At 52.6% G+C, this 19,145-nt stretch carries 24 protein-coding genes; 16 read left to right on the top strand and 8 right to left on the bottom strand.

The window, feature by feature from the left end:
- Positions 1–98: 98 nt before the first annotated feature.
- The 3 genes from CDO73_RS03645 to CDO73_RS03635 all read right to left on the bottom strand — a co-directional run bounded on the left by CDO73_RS03645 (position 99) and on the right by CDO73_RS03635 (position 2,179).
- A complete protein-coding gene (locus tag CDO73_RS03645; protein ID WP_088487124.1) occupies positions 99–884 on the bottom strand; it encodes an SDR family NAD(P)-dependent oxidoreductase in 786 nt (261 codons plus the stop codon).
- Positions 885–982: 98 nt separating this feature from the next.
- Positions 983–1,558: a TetR/AcrR family transcriptional regulator gene (locus CDO73_RS03640; protein WP_088487123.1), complete on the bottom strand. Its 576-nt coding sequence runs from the start codon at positions 1,556–1,558 to the stop codon at positions 983–985.
- A gap of 72 nt (positions 1,559–1,630) precedes the next feature.
- Positions 1,631–2,179 carry an NAD(P)H-dependent oxidoreductase gene (locus CDO73_RS03635; protein WP_088487122.1) on the bottom strand — a complete coding sequence of 183 codons (549 nt, stop codon included), beginning with the start codon at positions 2,177–2,179 and terminating at the stop codon, positions 1,631–1,633.
- Between the two features lie 204 nt (positions 2,180–2,383).
- Between CDO73_RS03635 and CDO73_RS03630 the strand changes: the two genes are divergently transcribed.
- From CDO73_RS03630 to CDO73_RS03620, 3 genes are all read left to right on the top strand, one after another.
- A complete protein-coding gene (locus tag CDO73_RS03630; RefSeq protein WP_179218535.1) occupies positions 2,384–3,289 on the top strand; it encodes a phosphotransferase family protein in 906 nt (301 codons plus the stop codon).
- 129 nt (positions 3,290–3,418) lie between these two features.
- Positions 3,419–4,273 carry a hypothetical protein gene (locus CDO73_RS03625; protein WP_088487120.1) on the top strand — a complete coding sequence of 285 codons (855 nt, stop codon included), beginning with the start codon at positions 3,419–3,421 and terminating at the stop codon, positions 4,271–4,273.
- Between the two features lie 193 nt (positions 4,274–4,466).
- The gene (locus CDO73_RS03620; protein WP_088487119.1) at positions 4,467–4,922 is read left to right on the top strand and encodes a hypothetical protein; all 456 of its coding nucleotides are present in this window, start codon (positions 4,467–4,469) and stop codon (positions 4,920–4,922) included.
- Positions 4,923–5,103: 181 nt separating this feature from the next.
- Here CDO73_RS03620 and CDO73_RS03615 read toward each other — a convergent pair whose 3' ends face one another.
- The 3 genes from CDO73_RS03615 to CDO73_RS03605 form a co-directional block, all read right to left on the bottom strand.
- Complete coding sequence (locus tag CDO73_RS03615) at positions 5,104–6,324, bottom strand: tyrosine-type recombinase/integrase (protein ID WP_256972542.1); 1,221 nt, start codon at positions 6,322–6,324, stop codon at positions 5,104–5,106.
- Entirely contained in the window at positions 6,314–6,808 is a 495-nt protein-coding gene (locus tag CDO73_RS03610; protein WP_179218533.1) for an ImmA/IrrE family metallo-endopeptidase, read from the bottom strand. Before CDO73_RS03610 ends, CDO73_RS03615 begins: the two co-directional genes overlap by 11 nt.
- 77 nt (positions 6,809–6,885) lie before the next feature.
- Positions 6,886–7,203: a helix-turn-helix domain-containing protein gene (locus CDO73_RS03605; protein ID WP_256972541.1), complete on the bottom strand. Its 318-nt coding sequence runs from the start codon at positions 7,201–7,203 to the stop codon at positions 6,886–6,888.
- Positions 7,204–7,283: 80 nt separating this feature from the next.
- Between CDO73_RS03605 and CDO73_RS03600 the strand changes: the two genes are divergently transcribed.
- The 4 genes from CDO73_RS03600 to CDO73_RS03585 all read left to right on the top strand — a co-directional run bounded on the left by CDO73_RS03600 (position 7,284) and on the right by CDO73_RS03585 (position 9,705).
- Positions 7,284–7,793, top strand: coding sequence for a hypothetical protein (locus CDO73_RS03600; protein ID WP_143536062.1), 510 nt, complete (start codon positions 7,284–7,286; stop codon positions 7,791–7,793).
- 107 nt (positions 7,794–7,900) lie between these two features.
- On the top strand, positions 7,901–8,287 hold the full coding sequence (locus CDO73_RS03595; RefSeq protein WP_088487115.1) for a hypothetical protein: 387 nt from the start codon (positions 7,901–7,903) through the stop codon (positions 8,285–8,287).
- 125 nt (positions 8,288–8,412) lie between these two features.
- Entirely contained in the window at positions 8,413–8,868 is a 456-nt protein-coding gene (locus CDO73_RS03590) for a stalk domain-containing protein (protein ID WP_088487114.1), read from the top strand.
- An 84-nt stretch (positions 8,869–8,952) separates the two neighbouring features.
- On the top strand, positions 8,953–9,705 hold the full coding sequence (locus CDO73_RS03585; protein ID WP_088487113.1) for a DUF4352 domain-containing protein: 753 nt from the start codon (positions 8,953–8,955) through the stop codon (positions 9,703–9,705).
- 68 nt (positions 9,706–9,773) lie between these two features.
- Here CDO73_RS03585 and CDO73_RS03580 read toward each other — a convergent pair whose 3' ends face one another.
- Positions 9,774–10,598: a DUF4393 domain-containing protein gene (locus tag CDO73_RS03580; RefSeq protein ID WP_088487112.1), complete on the bottom strand. Its 825-nt coding sequence runs from the start codon at positions 10,596–10,598 to the stop codon at positions 9,774–9,776.
- 100 nt (positions 10,599–10,698) lie between these two features.
- Here CDO73_RS03580 and CDO73_RS26670 point away from each other — a divergent pair, with 100 nt between their 5' ends.
- The 6 genes from CDO73_RS26670 (at position 10,699) to CDO73_RS03555 (ending at position 14,776) form a co-directional block, all read left to right on the top strand.
- Complete coding sequence (locus tag CDO73_RS26670; protein ID WP_088487111.1) at positions 10,699–10,926, top strand: hypothetical protein; 228 nt, start codon at positions 10,699–10,701, stop codon at positions 10,924–10,926.
- A complete protein-coding gene (locus tag CDO73_RS03570) occupies positions 10,871–12,043 on the top strand; it encodes a hypothetical protein (protein ID WP_143536061.1) in 1,173 nt (390 codons plus the stop codon). The genes CDO73_RS26670 and CDO73_RS03570 overlap by 56 nt, the downstream gene beginning before the upstream one ends.
- A 719-nt stretch (positions 12,044–12,762) precedes the next feature.
- Positions 12,763–13,026, top strand: coding sequence for a hypothetical protein (locus CDO73_RS03565; RefSeq protein ID WP_088487109.1), 264 nt, complete (start codon positions 12,763–12,765; stop codon positions 13,024–13,026).
- Positions 13,027–13,028: 2 nt separating this feature from the next.
- Positions 13,029–13,229: a hypothetical protein gene (locus CDO73_RS26390; protein WP_143536059.1), complete on the top strand. Its 201-nt coding sequence runs from the start codon at positions 13,029–13,031 to the stop codon at positions 13,227–13,229.
- An 81-nt stretch (positions 13,230–13,310) separates the two neighbouring features.
- Positions 13,311–13,814: a phage holin family protein gene (locus CDO73_RS03560; protein WP_088487108.1), complete on the top strand. Its 504-nt coding sequence runs from the start codon at positions 13,311–13,313 to the stop codon at positions 13,812–13,814.
- A 23-nt stretch (positions 13,815–13,837) separates the two neighbouring features.
- Complete coding sequence (locus CDO73_RS03555) at positions 13,838–14,776, top strand: peptidoglycan recognition protein family protein (RefSeq protein WP_088487107.1); 939 nt, start codon at positions 13,838–13,840, stop codon at positions 14,774–14,776.
- Positions 14,777–14,815: 39 nt separating this feature from the next.
- Here the strand turns inward: CDO73_RS03555 and CDO73_RS03550 are convergent, their stop codons facing one another.
- A complete protein-coding gene (locus CDO73_RS03550; RefSeq protein ID WP_088487106.1) occupies positions 14,816–15,379 on the bottom strand; it encodes a hypothetical protein in 564 nt (187 codons plus the stop codon).
- A gap of 372 nt (positions 15,380–15,751) precedes the next feature.
- On the opposite strand from CDO73_RS03550, the gene CDO73_RS03545 reads away from it, so the two are divergent.
- The 3 genes from CDO73_RS03545 (at position 15,752) to CDO73_RS03535 (ending at position 19,130) form a co-directional block, all read left to right on the top strand.
- Positions 15,752–16,804, top strand: coding sequence for an ABC transporter substrate-binding protein (locus CDO73_RS03545; protein ID WP_088487105.1), 1,053 nt, complete (start codon positions 15,752–15,754; stop codon positions 16,802–16,804).
- A 170-nt stretch (positions 16,805–16,974) separates the two neighbouring features.
- On the top strand, positions 16,975–17,562 hold the full coding sequence (locus CDO73_RS03540; RefSeq protein WP_088487104.1) for a GNAT family N-acetyltransferase: 588 nt from the start codon (positions 16,975–16,977) through the stop codon (positions 17,560–17,562).
- Between the two features lie 653 nt (positions 17,563–18,215).
- On the top strand, positions 18,216–19,130 hold the full coding sequence (locus CDO73_RS03535) for an NAD(P)/FAD-dependent oxidoreductase (RefSeq protein WP_088487103.1): 915 nt from the start codon (positions 18,216–18,218) through the stop codon (positions 19,128–19,130).
- The last annotated feature ends 15 nt before the right edge of the window (positions 19,131–19,145 follow it).

Genomic DNA, 19,145 nt, shown 5'->3' with positions numbered 1-19,145 from the left:
GGCAAAAAGCCGATGAAGGAATATTCCTTCATCGGCTTTTTCGGCTGCGCGCTCCATAGATCGCTTCTGCGCGGCCTGAGGAAGCGCGCACGTTCGAATTACCGGCCTTGCAGATACACCGGCGCTCCCATCGGAGCCGACTCGACCCCGCCGTCCACGCCAAGCTCCGCGCCTTGTACGTAAGAAGCGGCGTCCGAAGCGAGGAACAGCACCGCCGCGGCGATCTCTTCCGGTTCGCCCATCCGTTGGAGCGGCACGCTCATCGAGAATCCGGCATCGAGCTTATCCAGTCCTTCGGCGGTGGATTGACCCCAGATCGGCGTGCGGATCGGGCCGGGAATTACCGTATTGACGCGGATGCCTCGCGGCGACAGTTCGCCGACCAGCGAGCGCGCCATCGCGGTGACCGCGCCTTTGCTGGCGGCGTAAGCCGAAGCGCCCGGACGCCCGGAGTTGGCGATGACCGAGCCGACGAGGATGACGGAAGCGCCGGCTTTGAGATGAGGAAGCGCCGCCTGCACGGTCAGAAAAGGCCCGGTCACGTTGATCCGCAGCACGTTCTCGAAACGTTCGGCCGTCGTGCTTCCGACCGGCGTGGAATCGGAAATGCCGGCGTTGGCGAAGACGATATCGAGTCCGCCGAACTTGTCGACCGCCGCGGATGCCGCCCGTTCGAGCGCTTCGGCATCGACCGAATCGGCTTGAAGCGCCAGCGCGTTTTCGCCGAGTTCCTGCTGTACGGCTTGCAGTTTGTCGAGATTGCGGCCGGTAATGACCACTTTGGCGCCTTGTTCGATGAACAAGCGTGCGGTCGTTAAGCCGATTCCGCTGCTCCCTCCGGTGATCAGGGCGACTTTGCCTTTTAATTGAGCGGTATGGGACATATGAGAACACTCCTTTTGTTTGATATGAGAATGATCATTCTAAAAAGCGTGCGGAAAAGGAAGACCGAAGGAACGTTTCCGGCCTTTTCCGTCGAATATCAGCGGAGCGCGGCGAGAGAAGCTTCCTTGATTCTTCGCAATTTGTCGCGCGAAGCCGAAGTTCGGGCCAGCACGCGAATGCCGAGCAGCGAGTTATGCAGATTCTCCGCGGCGATCGAAGCATCCAGTCCGTCGGGAATTTCGCCTTGCTGTTGACCTTTGATGATCAGCTCTCGCAGCCTCGTTTCCAGAGAGCCGAAACCTTTTCCCGCCGCTTGTTCCGCTTCGGTATCTCTCGGACCGAGTTCCACGGCGGTGTTGACGAACAAGCAGCCTTTCGGTTCTTCGGGATCTTTGTCGATCATGGCGTTGAAGATCAAAGCGATTCCCGCCAAAGCGGAAGACGACTTCAGCGCCGCTTTGGCGAGGCGATCGTCCATCTGGTGTTGATAGAGCGTCAGGGCTTGCATGAACAGCGCGTGTTTGTCACCGAACGTGTCGTAAAGACTGCGTCGGTGAATGCCCATATGTTCGACGAGCTCTTGCATGGACGTTTTTTCGTAGCCTTGCGCGAGAAATAACCCCATCGCTTTTTCCAAGACTTCTTTTTCGTCGAATTCTTTGTTTCTGGCCATATTCCCAACCTCCCGGTCTCATCATAGCATTACGAGAACGAATGGTAAAGAAAGGGCGCGCGAAGCGGCGGATTATCCGGCGGCGGCCGGCTCGCTCGGCATCGCTCGCGCCAGATGTTCCAGATAAGCGGCCTTGCTCTCTTCCAGACGTTCGTCCGTCATATGCATGGCGTCGTGAACGGCGAACGGCGGCAGGTAATCCGCATGGACGTAACGGGCCAACGCTTCCATCGGCGCCGCGACTTCGCGGATCGTAAACAGGTTCTTGCCGCCGCGCAAGTAAGTGTCCGCCGTTCCCACCGTCGAGAAGGAGATGCCGATCTGCTTGCCGGTCAGCTTGTCTCCGCCCGGTCCGAAAGCCCAACCTCGCTCCAGCACTTCGTCGAACCATTTCTTGAGCAGCGGCGGGGTGCTGTACCAGTACAGCGGGTATTGGAAAATAATGCGGTCGTACCGTTCGAGCAGTCGTTGTTCGCGGCGGACGTCGATCTTCCAGTCGGGATAAGCATCGTAGATCGAATGAACGTCCGTATCGGGACGATCTCGAAGAGCTTCGATCCAGGCCCGATTGATGCGCGAAGCGTTCAAATCGGGGTGGGCGACGATCACGAGCGTTTTCATGCGAATTCCTCCTGAATATGAATTCGGCCTTTAGGAGAATCATCGTTCTACAATGGTAAAAGCGGGCCGTTCGCTTTCGCGGACTAAATATAGCATATTGAGAACGATCGGTAAAGAATTATTTTCGAAAAAATTATGGTACGTTATCAAAGGAGAAAAAGAAGCGGTTCGCAAGCGTGCGCAAATAAGGAGGAAGTTCGTCAAATGAGCAATCCGTTTATGCAGCGTCTTCAGGATGCTTATCCGCAAATGATCATCGCGGACGTGCAGACCGAACGGTCGGCGCAGCATTATTTTGTTTTTACCGTCAATCATTCGGCGGTATTCCGCTTCGCTCGCGACGCGGAGAGCGCAAGATCGCTGTTATTCGAAGCGCGTTCGCTGCTGCCCGCGATCGCACGGGCGGTCGCGCTGCCTACCCCCGAGCCTCTGTACGAGTCGCTGGAACGTCTCGAACCGGGGTACGCGTTTCTCGGATACGCGCGGATCGACGGCGAACCGCTGTGGCCGGAAACGCTGGAAGAACAAGCGGGAACGGAAGCTTGGGAGCGGGCGGCGCAATCGGTGTCGCGTTTCCTGCGCGAACTGCATGCCGCGGAGCCGCCGCGGGCGGAGCAGGGGCGGCGGGAGGACGCGCATGCCGACAGGCTCGCGCCGGAGGAGCTGGCCGCGAGGGCGAGGGAAGAACTGTTCCCGAGACTGAGCGCAGGCGCGCGCGAGGCTGCGGCGCGCGATCTGGAGGCGCTGGCGAGCGAATCGGAAAGAGCGGGCCGGCAGGCGTTGATTCACGGGGCGCTGGGTCCCGCGCACCTGCTGTGGGACGCCGTCGAAGCGTCGGTCTGCGGCGCGATCGGGTTCGGTTCGGCCCGTACGGGCGATCCCGCGCGCGATCTGGGCAGCTTGTCGGCCGTGTACGGAACGGCCTTCTATGAACGCTGTATCGCCTTGTATGCGGGCGACGAAGCATTGGACAAGCGAGCGCGTCTGTACGCGCGGCTGATGCCGCTGCAAGAAGCGCTGTACGGTCTCGATACGGGAGACGACGAGACGCTGAATTACGGCTTGGAAGCGTACGAGCGCGAAACCGGCCGCTGCTCGGGTCAAACTTAACGCTTCCGTCCACCCGCCTTAACATTCACCGAACATTTTTCCCGCAAAATAGACGTAAGGGAAAAATGAATCCGCATTCGAACGAAGATTTGTTCGCCGGATGCAGCCTAATGTTAAGGAGTGGAGAACATGGACGAGCCGACGGCGCACGGTTGGGAAAGGATGGAAGAACCATCGAGGAGCGCCGGAGAAGACCGCACTTTGTGCGAACGGTATGCCCCTTACCTCATGTTCGACCTGCGGGAACCGTTCCTGCCGAATTTGGTCGGATTCACGCTGCTCGAAGCGGGAGACGAATCGCCTTCGTTCCCGAGAACGTTCGCGGAGGTCGATCCGCGTACCGAATTCATTTTGGAGTACGCGATCTGGTGGGATTACGAGATCGGCCATCTGTATCAATTGGAACAGATCTGGATCTATGTCGGACCTAACGGGGAAGTGCTCGATTGCGAAGCGACGTTCCACGGCAGGGTCTTGAAAGGGCTACTGAAGAATCGCGGCAATCTGAGCGACGGCACGCATGTGCGTTTGTTCGCGCAGCCGGGCAAACATGCTTTGTCTCCGATGCCGGAAGTGTTCGAACTGCTGCCCGATCTTTATTCGGCGACGGGGCCGCATGCCGGTTCGGAAGGATTGTACGCGGGCGGCGAGATCGCCTGTCTGCTTCCGCCCGGAGGAGAAACGGAAGAGATTCATGATCGCGTGCGCCGCTATCTGCGGTCGTTCGCGTTCAGACCGGCATTGGAGTACACGGAATGCCGTCTGCTGCCGGAACAATTCCTTTCTTGGCGGCAGTTGAAAGACGCCATTCCGGTCCGTTTGGCGGACCGTTTGTTGGAACTGGAACTGATCTTCGAACGCGACAAAGCGTACGGCGCGGCGGAACTGCTGGCGGAAAGAAGAACCCGGCGGACCCGCGAATCCGGTACGCAGCCCGAATCGCTGCGCGAACCGGGTCAGTCGAAACGCGAAGAAGCGAGATAGACGGACATCGGCGATTTCTCGTTTACGATGTCGATCGGGGCGGGGACTAAGGCCTCGTCAATCAGGACCTCCGAGACAATCGGACGGTCCTTTTTGTCGCGAGCGCTGCTTCGAATCAAAGACGGCGAACTTTGAGTCCGCTTCAAGCGTCTATCGGGTATCTTGACCGATAAAAAAGAGAGGAGCGATAGAGATGAAAAACAAGAACCCCCTTTTTTCGGCGGCATGCCTGTTTGCGCTTTTGATGATATTGGCTTTGATCGGCTGCGGAAAGGTAAGTCAGCCGCCTGCGCTGACAGCGGAGAATATGGACGGGGAACAGATGACGATGGTCGGCGGTTCGTATGCTTGGCAGGGCGTCGAATCCGATTCTCCGGCACCGCCGGAATTGATTCGGCAGGAAACGGTGTATGATTTTTCGCCCGAAGGAGAAGTCAAGCTGATTTTCGACGGCGATGAACCTGCTCGCGTCGAAGCCAGGCTGATCGATATGGAGAATCCGCAGGGGGCGGGAATCGCTGCCGCGTTCGACGGAACAAAGCTGAAGCTGACCAAAGAACCGGGATATTACGCGTTAAACGTCTTGGCCGTCTGGAAAAACGAAGATTACGCGAATTACGCGTTGTCCGTGAAAATCGGCGAGCCGTAAACCGCTGACAGAAGCGCCCTAAGATCATTTCTGACCGGGTGATGAATAAACAACAAGGATTTGCTTGTCAAGTCGCGATGAACATGATATCTTTTGATAACGATTATCAAAGTTAATGAAGAAAAAGCGACCGATAAACCTTGATCTAATGAGGTTTCTGGTCGCTTTCTTTGTTTTTATATCACTTTTTTATCACATTCTCTGCAAAATCGTTATTAAACGGGATATCCAGCAGGTCAGAATACATCTCGCTGATCTTCTGGTCCGCGTCGATTTGCATCTTGGATGTCACATGCGTGTAGATTTTTAGAGTGGTCTTCGCATCATCGTGTCCGACGCGTTTCATGATCGTTTGGAGAGGCACGTTCGCTTCCGCCAAGAGCGAGATAAAGGTATGACGGAAGATATGGGGGGTCACTCTTTTCTTGATTGAAGTCCTTTTTAAGAGGCGATTCAGTCTTCTGGTAAACCGAGCAAGATATATTGGGTATCCGTTGTCGCTACAAAAAATAAATCCTCCATCGTGTACAGGCGGATTCCGCTTGAAAAACTCCTGCCTGCGTTCTATGTAAGACTGTAGCATAAGACACACCTTAAGGTCGATCGTAAATTCGCGAAAGCTGGATGCGGTCTTTGGCGGAAGGAGCTGATATTCTTTCTCTGCGGCCGGCATATACAGCGTCTTTGAGATCCGTAATAGCCGCTCTAGGAATCTAAAGTCTGGACGTTTAAGCGCTAGAAGCTCGCCTGGACGCATCCCGCTAAAGGCCAGAAGGTAGAAGGCCTCGGGATCGCCATCCTCACCGAACTCAATGGCAGCTCTCAGAAACTCTTCAAGTTCTTCAACCTTCAAATACTTTTCTTCAATACTTCGATTTTCCAACTCTTCAACCGTCATTATTTTTCGCGGGATCACCGCATCTTTTGTCGGATTGTCCAGTCGCCACTTGTTTTTGATGGCGTGCTTAAAGATCATGCCGGCCGTAGTGTGTGCCGTGATGATTGTTTTTAGAGCGTACCCCTGATTGTCCAACTCGTTCAGCATATCCTGATGGTTTTTGTGGCTGATTCGAGCGATCGGGGCTTTCCCATAGAACCGGCAAAGGAATTTTATGTCTGCCATCATACGGTCAACGGTACTGGGCTTCTTTCCGGACCGCCGATATACGTCCATCCATGAAGCCGCACCTTCTTCAAAAGTCATGCGCTTGGCTTCTTTTTCATCTATGCCGTTCATAAGCCGCCGGACTACTTCGTCTACAGCATCTTCCGCAGCCTTCTTCGTATCGGCGCGGCGCCGGATCTGATTCCGCTTGCCTGTCGCTGGATCGATGGGGCCGTCCTTCACGCACTCCCACTTATAACCCTGCTTATTCTTTGCAGATACTTTCTTAAATGCCACGATAATCCCTCCCTTCATAGATCTGTCTCGACCGGATCATCTCAACCCGACGAATAGCGACGTCGAGCGGTACCGCAAAAATCTCGGCCAGTAACAAGGCGTATTCCATCCATGTGCGCGCCAGCGGCGGAAGCAACGCGTAGGGCATCGCTGCGACGAGCTGAAAGCGACGAGCCTGCCACTCTTGTAATTGCACCATGAGCGGATGGAGGCCGTGTTGTCGGCCGTCGTGCAAGGCGATGTGGCCAAGCTCGTGATAAAAGTCTGCACGCTGCCGCTCCGGCGCCGTCCGGTTATCGAGCGAGATGATCCTCAGGCCTGAGGCCCAGAACGAAAATGCTGGCACGGCGTTGTAAATCACTTGAATACCCCAGATCGACGCGATCAAATGGAAGTTCAAGTGCATCCCTAAATGAATATGGTGCTCCGAATACAGATCGCGAAGCCAAATGTCCGCGGCTGTTGGCTGGTATCCCTGAAGCATATCTTTTCCCCCTAATGGGAACATATGTTCTGTTTCAGTGTAAAAGAAACGGCCCTCCGGCATCAAGGGCCGCATGCTTATTTGCCTTGCTGTTTGCGCAGTGTCTCGATGATCGATTCCGCGATCTGCATTTCCTCTTCGGTCCAGTTGCGACCGCCGTCGCTGAATGCCATGCCTTCTTCGGGAGTTCGAGCAATTGAACTTCCTAGCAGATAGTCGTAAGAAACTCCAAAGTAATCGGCTATCTGATTCAGGATTTTGAAAGAGGGTTCTCTCTCATCTCTCTCGTACATGCCAACCGCGCTTTCGCTGATGTTCATGAGTTTTGCAAAGTCTTTTTGAGTCAACCTTTTCTCGGATCGGAGGAGCTTAAGTCTGCTTCCGAAAGTAGCCATAACATCACCCAAATTGATAATAACACAATTACCGCACGATGATGCTCCATCAGGTGCTGAACTACAAGGGCGGCCTCCGAATGACGATCGAGGCGCCGGCAACGTCGGAGCAGCAGAGCGAATTCCCTACTGATGGCACGTTGTCCAGCGCAGTCAAAGTGCTGAACAAGACTGCCGTCAAGGAGGGCAAGCGCTACTACGGCGCTTCGCTCACGCGGTCACAGGGCCTCGTCATTGATCGGGACGACGAACTGGCCAAGGCGGTTTTCAATGCCGATGAGTTGAGCTTCTACGCTGACGGCGACCACGCGCTGTGGTTTGACCTACCGAAGAGGAAGTTCGTCTTCAGTGGTGACCTAGATGCGGCCACCGGGACATTTGCGGGTGCTCTTCAAGCTGCGAAAGGAACGTTTTCGGGTCAACTGAAGGCTGCGAGCGGAACCTTCGCGGGCAACTTGCAGGCCGCCGGCGGTACGTTCAAGGGCGCGCTTCAAGCTGCTTCAGGTACGTTCACCGGAAAGCTTGAGGCGCCACTGGTACATTTGCCAGCGCGCTACAAGCCGCCAGTGGCACTTTCACAGGTGAGCTGAAGGCGGCCACTGGATCGTTTTCCGGGAAGATCACGGCTTCCGAGATTGAAGGAGGGAAGATCACGGGCACGCTGATCCGGACGGCGACGTCTGGTGCTCGCACGGAAGTGACAGAGACCGGCATTTACTCTTATGATTCCTTCGGTGAGCGGAAGGTCGCGATCTCGCATGAAGGTCCATCCGACGAATCTGGATTTACGGTATTCGGTTCGGGGCAAAAGCTGGGCGGGTTCTATGGACGAGGGAATAGCGCGATTTTGCAAACGCAAAATCAGTTACAGATCTTTTCTTTTTACGATCGTGTGCTTATGACAGGGGCGTTCTACTTTGCTGATGGAGATGAGGTAAGTGGGCTACACATTTCAAGTGTGAATGGTTTAAAAAGTACTCTTGACTCTAAAGCTGTAAATATGGCCTTCGACAACACAACAAGGAATTTGAAACTTTATGACGCTAATGGAAGTCTCATCTCTCAAGTGAACATACCTAAATAACCTGCAATATGGTATTCTAAGGAAAATGTTCACAGGGGGACTTAAGCACGAAAAAATTTATTTCTGGCTTCGTAGTAGGTGCGCTGCTCTTCGGTGGTACAGCCGCTATTGCTGCTCAACCGGGATTGATCGGGCAAAAGGTTCAAAGCGTATTCTCGCTCGAAAAGGACGGCAAGAAAATCGCTGAAGCAGTAGCGATCAATGGGGCAACGTATGCTCCTGTGCGAGCAATCGCTGAGGCAACCGGCACAAGCCTAAAGGTGGAAGGGAAGACAATTACGATGTCGGATAAAGATAAAGCAACCGCATCTACGACGGTGTCTAATGATGAAACTCCAGTGAACATTCAAATTATGGCGAAACAAAATAAGATTGATGCTTTGAATCGTGACATTGAATCAGCGAAAAGAGGCAAACAAGCTTGGGCAGATATGCTAGAGCCTGGCGGTGCCGTAGATCCGGATTCGCCGAATGCAAATCAAGTTCGCAAAAGAATGGCTGAGTGCGACGAGCGGATCGCCGCCGCCGAAGCCGAAATCGCACAGCTCCAAGCTGAAATCGCAGCATTACAACAAAAATAATTGTTACGATTTTCATTCCTGCTTGCTCGCTCTATGTAATCGTGGGATAATTTGGATGATTACATAAGAGAAGAGGGATTGCTGATGAAAAAGAAAAAGTTTATGATCGCTGGAGCTGCGGTAGCGCTGGTAGTTTCGTCATTCTCTGCCGGGACATATGCATCTGGAAAGTTGAAACTGATCGTTAATGGACAGACTGCTTCGGCTGATGTGCAGATCATAAAAGGTACGACCTATGTGCCACTGCGTGCTGTTTCGGAAATGCTTGGCGCAAGTGTTAATTACGATAACTCAGCCGAAACGATCATGATCAATAGCAGTGGATCTCCTGCTCCGAGCAGCACTCCAAACACCGGATCGACTGGAACCGCTACAAGTAAGAACAGCCGCACGAATCCGGCTGCGCTCGGTTCAGCACTTCCGTTTACAGTCAAGAGCTTCTCTGATGACTACGGCGGTAACGTGAGCGTGACTCAAGTTGTCCGTGGAGCGCAGGCTTGGCATATGCTTCATGAAGCTAATCCATTTAATAGTGAGCCCAAAGCTGGATATGAGTATTTGCTTGCCAAAGCCACGGTTAGTATAAGTAGAAATGCTCAGGAAGATGCAGCGGTGGACTTTTCACGGGTTAGCTTTACACTGGTTTCAACCACTGGAACGGCTTACGACATGTCAATGGGTGTATCGCCAGAACCGGATATTGATACCAGCCTTTATGAAGGATCTTCTCATGAAGGTTGGATCGTCTTCCAAGTAAAAAAGAACGATGAGTCTCCAGTAATTGCTTTCGAGCGGAATTATGACGGAACTGGCGGAGTTTGGTTTAAGACAAATTGATACTCATTAATACAAAAAGCTTCGCCAATGACGAAGCTTTTTGTTCCGATTGGTTATTTAAGAGTATCTTACTCTACAGGATCATTCTTAAAACAACAATCAACGAACATGTTTCCAAAAGATGTAAAACTCCAAGATCCCTTTTTTAAGTCAATCTTGCAATTGTCAAATTTTGAATCGATTGAAGCTGCAACCTTAGCTTGTTCTAATACTACATGTTCATAAAGTTGGTTATACCGTTTCAAATCTATATAATACTTTTCGCTGTCTATACTGATTATGGAAAGTCGGCATAAGTTCTGAATTGCAGCACTATAATGATCAGAATTTGAAAAGTCCATTTCAGGAAAGGGCATCATATTATCTATTATTACTTGATAACTTCCAGCAGAAGTAAGTTCTTCTGCTCCCTCAAATATCACAATTTCAGCTATCGGCCAATGTTTATTTTTTAGTAGAATATTTAATACTTTGACATCGAAAGATGAAAGCTGTTTAATTACTTCTACAAAAGATGGATGAACCTTGTCCTGTGATTTCACGTTCATTGAGGATGCAATCAACTCAGCGAACATGTTTCTGATTTCTTCATCTTCAATATGAAACTTTGCAGCTTCTAATGTGGGGCCAACTATGTTTAGTGGAGGTTCTACTCTTTGTTCTTCTGGAATTTGAGAGAGCCTTTCTTCAATACGTTTTTGGAATCCTTTAATACGCGGTTCTAAGACAGCTCGAGCAGTATGAATAGGTGAAAAAACCAACCAAAACAAATTACCTAATCCTTCACCAAGCTCAGTTGTGGGTTTGCCCAACGCGTTCTCTGATAATTTTTCAATAGGAACGCCAAGATCTTTGGCTGCTTCCAATCCGGTTTTAATATCATTAGGATCCATATATAATCCTCTCTTTCAGAATTGGTAGATAGCATCTACTTTGAAATTCGTCGAAAGAGAGGATTTTCCTCTTTAAGAATGAAGATTGAGGAGGTTATTTATGAAAATACAAAAGATCCTCCGTATGGAGGTCGACATCGAAGACGATGTAGTCCGCGAGACGTCCGGCACGATCCGCGCGATCTTGTCGACGTTACCGAGGGAACAGCAAATAGAACTTCTGCTGGCCGTCCGCGCGGATGTAGAGACGCTGTTGAAGGGAGTGGGAGCGTTTGACCAATCGGTACACGAATCTGGACGGAGCACGGCGGATCAGCGAGACGTATGACCAGATTAACATCGGCTTTGACAAGGTTCAGGAAGAGATGCATGCGAAGGAAACGCCGGAAGGCGCACAGGAGAAGATCGATCAGGCCAAGGCTGATGCCATCAAGGAAGCAGCCGACACGTTAACGGCGCACAAGCAGCGTGGAGCAGATGAGCATCCGGCCGCAGCGGCGAATGCAGCCGGCTTTATGTCGGCAGCCGATAAAAAGAAGCTCGACGCGAGCGCATCCGCTGCTACGGCCAGCGTGCTGATGCAGCGTGACGCCTCCGGCCGCGCTCAGGTAGCCGCGCCAGCGGCAGACGCAGACATCGCGCGCAAGAAGGAAGTCGACGACGTACAGAGCGGTTTGAACGCCCACAAGCAGGACACAGTCGCTCATCTCACGCAGACTGAACATGAGAAGTTGACCAACATCGAATCCGGCGCGCAGAAGAATCAGAAGGCATTCGGTAGCGTTAACGGAATCGCGGCTGAGACGACCACAGATGGCCTAACTATCGAAGGAGCGACCGGCATCTCTGTAACCAAAGATCGCAAAAAGATCATCTTGACCGCGACCGGACAATCGACGCCCGGCGCGCATGCAGCAACACATTTGCCAGGCGGAGCTGATCCTATCCAAACCGCGACAACCGAGCAGCCCGGATTAATGAGTGCGGCGCAGGCAACAGCGTTGGCAGCAGCAGAATCTAAGACAGATGCTGCTTCCAAACTTCAAGCTGCTAAGGACTATACGGACGCATCTCGGCTCTACGGCACGACGACCAACACGGGAAACGCCTACGCTCTGACGATCGCAAACGGGCCAGTTCTGGGAAAGTTTCGAAAGATTACGGTCGAGATCAACGCGGATAGCACCGGCGCGGCGACATTATCTTACAACGGCGGCAGCGCGCTTCCGATCCGGAAGATGACCGGAGCCGGCGCGGTGGCCGTGACAAATCTCAAGGCAGGCGGTATCTATTCGCTAGCGTATTCGGGATCGGCTTTTATCTTACAGGGTGAAGGGGGGAGTACGGAGATGCAGGCGCGGGTGACGTGCGTGCGGGGAAAAAGGTCGGCACGGACAGTGGATTGGTTACCGGCACCGTACCGGTCCGCGCCACGACGTCCGTGACGGCAAACGGCACGCTGCCGTCCGGCATCTACGACAATGATGTGACGGTAGCAGTGCCTGACCCGAGCATCGGCACGACGGCCACGGCCGCCGATCTGCGCGCGGGGAAGACGATGCGGAGTGGCGGAGCGTTGATGACTGGCACTAAGCCAGTACAGGCCACGGTAGCGCAGACGGTAACGCCGGGCACGACGGATCAAGTCTTAGGTTCAGGGATCTATGACGGCAGCATCACAGTCAAAGGTGACGCGAATTTACTTCCAACAAATATTGTAAATGGAAAGACAATATTCGGGGTATCTGGGACGTGGGTAGGCTATCCCCCTACGCCGGGATCGAACCAAGTCTATGCTGAAGCCCAACAAAGAAATGCCACCGGAACGGCTTACGCTAAACTCTATTCATGCGTCGTCCGAATTGCGGGCCGATACCGGCTATCTATTAGCTATGCTGTATCTAATTCCGCAGCTTTGGGATATGCACAATTTCGAAAAAATGGGGCTACGCTTCCATCGGGCAGTACATCATTTACGAGTTCCACCTCTTACAGCGTATTCTCGTATGATCTTACTGTAGATTGCGCAGTAGGCGACACGCTTGAGATGTGGTCCAATATTTCGAACCTGTCCTATGCAGCGTATTATAAAGATTTCTCAATCGGTATCGCGAACGCTACAAGAACGTATATAACGGCTACTTGATGAGAGGAAGGGTTAAACATGATCGTAGAAACGTTGCCGTACGATGGGTCATCGGAGCAGTTGGTGGAGCTTATCAATGAACAAGCTGACAAAGGCCTTCGCTTGGTATCGGTTCAGAACATCGATTCAGGGAACTTTGTCTCGTTTGTTCCGAAGGATTTCTTTACGCCAAATGAGCAACTTTCGAAAGCGCAAGAGCGTATTGCAGAGCTCGAAAAGGCTGATCTTGACAATAAAAAGTTGATCAACGGTCTGGCCGAAATCATACTCGGCGGCATGTAGCGATGCGCGCGCGTATCTACACGGCGGTCTACCGCTTCGGCGTCTGGCTCGCATTGAAGGGAGGTGAACTACTTATGTCCGAAAAACTTCTCCGGCAGCTCGCCGGAAACGCGGCGATCCTGATTATTGCCGATCGCTTGGCGTTGGAAGACGTCTCGCCGAAAATTCGTATCTATGTTGATGAGATTCTGGCCGCCGAGTAAGCCGCATCCTCACGGATTGCGGCTATTTTTATGCCCTCGGAGCGATCCGGGGGCTCATTTTATGTGACGGGAGATAGATATATGGGGGAACAAATTATACCGAAGGCGGTCGCTGCGGGAATGGGAGCGGTAGCGGGCTTCTTCTTTGGAGGGCTGAACGCAATGTTGGTACTACTGCTTGTGCTTGTCATCGTAGATTTTGCAACCGGTTGGGCGGCGGCGTGGACGAGAGGCGAGCTGAAGAGCCGGGTCGGATACATCGGGATTGCGCGCAAGGTGGCTTTGTTTGCTGTAATTGCGATCGCTCACTTGATCGACGGCGTATTGGGCGAGCTGCACATGTTCTGGGATGCCGTCGTCTTCTTTTACCTCGCGAACGAATTGCTCTCCGTCATCGAAAATATGGGTAAGATCGGCGTGCCTATGCCAGACTTTCTGCTCAATGCTGTTCACATCTTTCAGAGCAAAAGCAAGGTGGAGGAGAATCCGCAACTGATTCCGGAAGCACAACCGGATATCGTCAAGCAGGAAAAGGTAGCCGAGGAAACAGCCGCAGCGGACCCAGAAGACAACAAGACGGTCTAGATGGCCGAGATGGAGGAAACACCTTGAACCTGAGCAAATACAATATCGAGCGCTGCTACATCGCCAAGCGCTCCAACACCAGGCCCGGCCTCCGGTTAACCATCGGAGTGCCGGCTTTTTTTGTCGCGCACGATACCGGCAATCCCGGCGCAGACGCGGAGAATCACTATCGCTACTTCAACACATTGACGGGACGTTCGGCTTCCGCACATACCTTCATCGACGACAAGCAGATTTTGGAGATCATCCCGACCGGTACCGGACCCGATCCCGGCGAAAAGGCATGGCACGTGCTCTATAACGTAACGACCGACAACGAACGTTTCGGTTATAACGCCAATGACGCGGCGATCGGCGTAGAGCTTTGCTACGGCGGCGGGATCGATTTCGAGGCGGCCTATAAAAGGTTTGTCTGGTATCTGGCCTTCTGCTGCACGAAATGGAACAAAGCTCCGCGCCTGTTCATCCCAAGCCACAAACAATTGGACCCCGCGCGCAAAATTGACTGCGACAATGCGCTCAAGATCGGCGGGCGAACGCTCAAGGATCTGATCGTGGACGTCGTCGCTGAGATAGCTGTCAGCGTAGTGCCTTCGCCAGCGCCGGCACCGAAGCCAGCAGAATCGGACTTTGCGACGCTGCCGGTCGCTGTAGCGACTGAGTTGATAGATAAATACGTTCGGCCCGCTTGGTCTGCGGCGCGTGCAGCCAAGCAACAGCCGGAGGCGGACCACTTCCACCGGCTCGCCGTGAACCTACGATCGGCAGGCGGCGTAGACAATCAACTGCGGCCGCTGGTGGCAGCCGTTAAGCTGCATAAGTCGAACGTGCAAGAGATCGTTTTCCGTTGGCTCTCGCCAGCATGGTACGCCGCACGCGACGCTGGTGATCCAGATCAGGCCAAGCACTATAACGCTATAGCCAATCACCTTCGCGCGGCTGCTGGCATGCCGATTGAATAAACAAATAGCCCTGCCGGTTAAGGCAGGGCTTGTTTTTGCTTATGCTCTTCTTGCGCTGAAAAACCTTAAGGCATTGAAAGCCCGGATTATCATCCAAGCCGTATAAATAGGAGCTGATATAACCAGAATCAAGCTGAAAATTGGAATTGAATTCATCATAGTTAGGAATTCTACAAAATAAAGCGCAATATCGTTGTTTTGTGCAGGTGCTAGGTCAAATTGAAGATAAATGAAATAAAGCGCGCTCAGGAAGACGAACCAAGATCGAACCTTAAACATTCGATATAAATCGAAGTCATTCTCTTTTTGCGCTTTAACCCCAGTAATGAGAGCTTCAGATCCGATTTCTATGAGCAGGAAAACGAGCGCTACTATAGTGAAATAAAGAGATCCGTCTCCAACGTTTTTGTTTATGATCGCAGTGAAGCTGGTTATAACGTAGTAAGTTACGGCGAGCAGCGATATAGTCAAGTATCCTCTGATTCGAAATGGTAGTATGAATGATGCTATAGAGCCAATCATTAGAAAAACCTTTGTGAGTAGTTTTAAAATCATAAAATTCATCGCCAGAAAATAGATCAAATGAAACAAATCCCAATTCAAACTTCTTCCCCCTAGTCCATTTTCCTCAACAATACCAGAAAAGCCCAAACTCGACTAGACGCTTGTTTGCTTGGTACAATAAAAGAGATCCAGAAGCACTGGTCCCCGTCGAAAACATCGGCGGGCTTATTTTTTTGTAGACGGTAAATCCCTTGCCTGTTATAATAATGATAATCAATCTCATTTGGAGCTAAGAAGTGTCACATCAAATATCACAAATTCACCGACGAGCGGCGTTTTCTAGCGTTGATGCAATTTTGAGGTTTACTGATATGACAGCGTTATGGTCGCCCAAACGATTACGAGCGACGACGTACGAAGCCCCATCAAGGATAACGATTCTCAATATCAAAGAAAAAAGGTGGGTTCATCTTGTTTAAGAAATCCGGTTCAATCCTGCTGATGCTTGCATTGGCGGTCATGCTCGTGCTGAGCGCCTGCGGCCAGACCGCGACGAACGAGTCGGCGAAGACCGGCGCGGCGGCTGCCGAGACGCAAGCTTCGAGCGATAAAGCGGCAAACGCGTCCGAAGAAACGGACAAAACGTCGGAAACGCCGGCCGAAAACGCAACCGCCGCGGAAGGCGAAACGGTCACTTACAAGTCGGACGCCGGCGACGTACAGGTCCCGAAAGATCCGAAACGGATCGTCGATTTGACCAGTTTCACGACCGGCTATTTCGTCGCTCTCGACGCGCCGGTGGTCGGCGCGCTCTCCGGAGCGATGAACAACAAATACATCAAGGAACAGCTGCAAGCCGAAGGGACGACCGATCTGGGCGACACGCCGACGGCAGAGCCGATCTTGAGCCTCAAACCGGACTTGATCATCGTCTACAAAGGGACAGAAGGCATCGACCAACTGTCGACGATCGCTCCCGTGGTCCAACTCGAATACGGCAAACATAATTACAAAGATCTGATGCTGCTGCTCGGCCAACTGACGAACCGCGAAGACGCGGCCAAAGACTGGGTCGCGCAGTGGGACAAGAAAATCGCCGAATTGAAACCGCAGGTGGAAGCGGCCGTCGGCGACCGCACCGTATCCATTCTCAATCCTTACGCGAAAGGCGTATACGTCTTCGGGCATAACTACGGACGCGGCGGAGAGATCCTGTACGGCGAATTCGGTCTGAAAGCTCCTGCCAAAGCTCAGGCGGAAGCGATCGACAGCGGAACGGGCTTTGCTTCGATCTCGCTGGAATTGCTGCCGGAATACGCGGGCGACATCATCTTCACCAGCCCTTGGTCGGGCGACGATACCGATCCGCAGATCGTGTACGGCAACAGCATCTGGAAGAACCTTCCGGCCGTCAAAGCGGGACATGTGTTCCAATTGGACGCGACTTCGGACACGTACAACGATCCGATGTCGCTGGAAGGCGAGCTGAAATTTATTACCGAGAGTCTGTTGTCCGCCAAATAAACATCGCGAACCGTGCGTCGAAGCATAGTGCGATGTTCGAGAAAAGAGGTATCCTCCCGCAGCGGAAGATGCCTCTTTTTTTGCGAAACCTGCTCGAAATCACGCGGCAAAAGCCTGTCTTGTTATGATACAGTTAAGGCAAGCGACCTTATAGCAAAGGAGAGTTTCTTATGATCATCAGACCTTATGAACCCGCAGACGAGACCGGTTGGCTGAGATGCCGGGTGTTAGCTTTTCTGGATACGGCTTATTACGACAATGTTTTAAAAGAAAAAGAGCATTACGCGCGCCCCTCGGTCGAGCTGGTAGCGGTAGAGAACGGAGCGGTCGTCGGACTGATCGATCTGGAGCTGGACACGCAGCCTTCCGAAGTCTGTTCGAACCCGGACATGCGAGGCGCCATGATCTGGCATCTGGCCGTCCATCCGGATTACCGCAGGCAGGGAATCGGCCGCGAGCTGTTATTCGAAGCAATGGAGAAAGCCAGAGTCGCAGGCATGCAGTATCTCGAAGCGTGGACGCGCGACGATCGGTGGGTACGGGATTGGTATGACAAGATGGGCTTCGAGCTCGTGCAATCGTATTTCCAAGTCTATATGGACCGCCCGGAAGATCTCAAAGCTCTGGTAGAATGCAAAGTGCCTCATCTGCGGCCGGTATCCGTATTCGCGCATTATGACGGATCGGACAAAGCGTTCGTATTCAGCAAGTTCTCCCGGGCGCACGAAACGGTACGTTACGATTTTTATCTGAAATAGGATCGCTTAGACGTTCCGGAGAAACGGAAGGGGATCGACAATGCAGCGCGGAGATCAAACGACGTCCGAAACCGAGCGATTGAAACGGATTCGGCGCTCGGAACAGGAATACCATGAACGCTGCTACGAACGAAACGGATTGTTCGAGCCGGGGAGATTCTGGAGCCGACGCTTGAACTGAATCTGACGACGGAAGAAGCGAAAACTATATTAACGTCCGTTTACGGAAAAGCATGGAAGATCCGAACGTCGGCCGCCAAACCGCTAACGTTCGAAATCGAACGCGAGGGCAAAGCGGTCCGATTGGACAGCGAAAGTTTAACTTTTTATGCGATTAAAAATAAATTCATCATATGAAAAATTCACAATAATAAAACCAAAAAAGCAGAAAAACAAACACTAAAACCGTCGAAACCGATCCGAAACACCGGATACAGACCAAACAACCGGTCATCGAAAAAAAGAGCGGTTGACAAATCGGAATCATTACGAATATTATAGATATGTAAAGTCCTTGATAGGAACAATCTCGCTTCTTCTCGCAAGGTCGTAAACCCGAGAAAACGGGCAGATCGGCGAGAGAAGCAATTTTTTTGGATCAATCAAGGATATAAAATATCTATTATGGTCATTAAAGAAAGGGGAAATAGCTGATGTCCGATTCCAAGCCAGTCGATGTCATCATTATCGGAGGAGGGCCGGCAGGCATGAGCGCGGCTCTGGTACTCGGCCGGGCGCGGCGCAGCGTGCTCGTGATCGACGAAGCGATGCCCCGGCACCTGGTCACGCGCGAATCGCACGGGTTCTTGACTCGGGACGGCGTCTCGCCGTCCGACCTGAGAAAGGTGGCGCGCGAACAGATTGCCGCGTATCCGACCGTACATTTTATTCAAGAAAAGGCGGTTCGCGCAGAAGGGAGCGACGGCGAATTCGTGATCGGCACGAACAGCGGCGAATCCTACAGAGCCCGCAAATTATTGTTTGCTACGGGTATGAAAGATCTTCCGCTCGGGATCGAAGGATTGGACGAAGTGTACGGCAAGAGCGCTTACGTCTGTCCGTATTGCGACGGTTGGGAAATGCAAGATCGGCGAATCGCCATTATCGCGGGCAGCGCGTTCGGCATGCATCTGACGCGGACCGTTTCCGGTTGGACAAACGATCTGGCGCTGTTCACGAACGGAGAGGCACTGACGGACGACGACAAAGAACAACTGGCGCGTCGAAGCATTCCCGTATTCGAAACGGCGATTCGCCGAATCGAGTCGGAAGAGGGAGAGACGCGCTCGATCGTGCTCGAAGACGGCACGGAAATCGAACGCACGGCAATCTTTTTCGCTCCCAAGCTGGAACCCGGGTCCGATCTGCCGACCGTCTTGGGATGCGATACGGCGGATTCCGGCGCGATGATCGTCGACGAGTTCGGTCGTTCCAATACGGCGGGAGTCTTCGGCGCGGGCGACGGAGCGTCGCAGAAATATCAAGTGGCTGCGGCGGTCGCGGCCGGATCGATGACCGCGGCCATGCTGAACTCCGAACTGCTTGAAGCCGATTGGGAAATGGTGTAAAATCAAAGAAGTGAT

This window comes from Saccharibacillus sp. O23 (assembly GCF_002205895.1).
Classification (GTDB): Bacteria; Bacillota; Bacilli; order Paenibacillales; family Paenibacillaceae; genus Saccharibacillus.
The sequence above is the reverse complement of the archived record's forward strand: the minus strand, read 5'-3'. Positions and strand labels throughout refer to the sequence as shown.

What these genes read in the sequence shown, in the direction of transcription:
- CDO73_RS03645 (WP_088487124.1), bottom strand. Translation starts at nt 884, where the DNA reads ATGTCCCATACCGCTCAATTAAAAGGCAAAGTCGCCCTGATCACCGGA.
- CDO73_RS03640 (WP_088487123.1), bottom strand. Translation starts at nt 1,558, where the DNA reads ATGGCCAGAAACAAAGAATTCGACGAAAAAGAAGTCTTGGAAAAAGCG.
- CDO73_RS03635 (WP_088487122.1), bottom strand. Translation starts at nt 2,179, where the DNA reads ATGAAAACGCTCGTGATCGTCGCCCACCCCGATTTGAACGCTTCGCGC.
- CDO73_RS03630 (WP_179218535.1), top strand. Translation starts at nt 2,384, where the DNA reads ATGAGCAATCCGTTTATGCAGCGTCTTCAGGATGCTTATCCGCAAATG.
- CDO73_RS03625 (WP_088487120.1), top strand. Translation starts at nt 3,419, where the DNA reads ATGGACGAGCCGACGGCGCACGGTTGGGAAAGGATGGAAGAACCATCG.
- CDO73_RS03620 (WP_088487119.1), top strand. Translation starts at nt 4,467, where the DNA reads ATGAAAAACAAGAACCCCCTTTTTTCGGCGGCATGCCTGTTTGCGCTT.
- CDO73_RS03610 (WP_179218533.1), bottom strand. Translation starts at nt 6,808, where the DNA reads ATGCTTCAGGGATACCAGCCAACAGCCGCGGACATTTGGCTTCGCGAT.
- CDO73_RS03605 (WP_256972541.1), bottom strand. Translation starts at nt 7,203, where the DNA reads ATGGCTACTTTCGGAAGCAGACTTAAGCTCCTCCGATCCGAGAAAAGG.
- CDO73_RS03600 (WP_143536062.1), top strand. Translation starts at nt 7,284, where the DNA reads ATGACGATCGAGGCGCCGGCAACGTCGGAGCAGCAGAGCGAATTCCCT.
- CDO73_RS03585 (WP_088487113.1), top strand. Translation starts at nt 8,953, where the DNA reads ATGAAAAAGAAAAAGTTTATGATCGCTGGAGCTGCGGTAGCGCTGGTA.
- CDO73_RS03580 (WP_088487112.1), bottom strand. Translation starts at nt 10,598, where the DNA reads ATGGATCCTAATGATATTAAAACCGGATTGGAAGCAGCCAAAGATCTT.
- CDO73_RS26670 (WP_088487111.1), top strand. Translation starts at nt 10,699, where the DNA reads ATGAAAATACAAAAGATCCTCCGTATGGAGGTCGACATCGAAGACGAT.
- CDO73_RS03565 (WP_088487109.1), top strand. Translation starts at nt 12,763, where the DNA reads ATGATCGTAGAAACGTTGCCGTACGATGGGTCATCGGAGCAGTTGGTG.
- CDO73_RS26390 (WP_143536059.1), top strand. Translation starts at nt 13,029, where the DNA reads ATGCGCGCGCGTATCTACACGGCGGTCTACCGCTTCGGCGTCTGGCTC.
- CDO73_RS03560 (WP_088487108.1), top strand. Translation starts at nt 13,311, where the DNA reads ATGGGGGAACAAATTATACCGAAGGCGGTCGCTGCGGGAATGGGAGCG.
- CDO73_RS03540 (WP_088487104.1), top strand. Translation starts at nt 16,975, where the DNA reads ATGATCATCAGACCTTATGAACCCGCAGACGAGACCGGTTGGCTGAGA.
- CDO73_RS03535 (WP_088487103.1), top strand. Translation starts at nt 18,216, where the DNA reads ATGTCCGATTCCAAGCCAGTCGATGTCATCATTATCGGAGGAGGGCCG.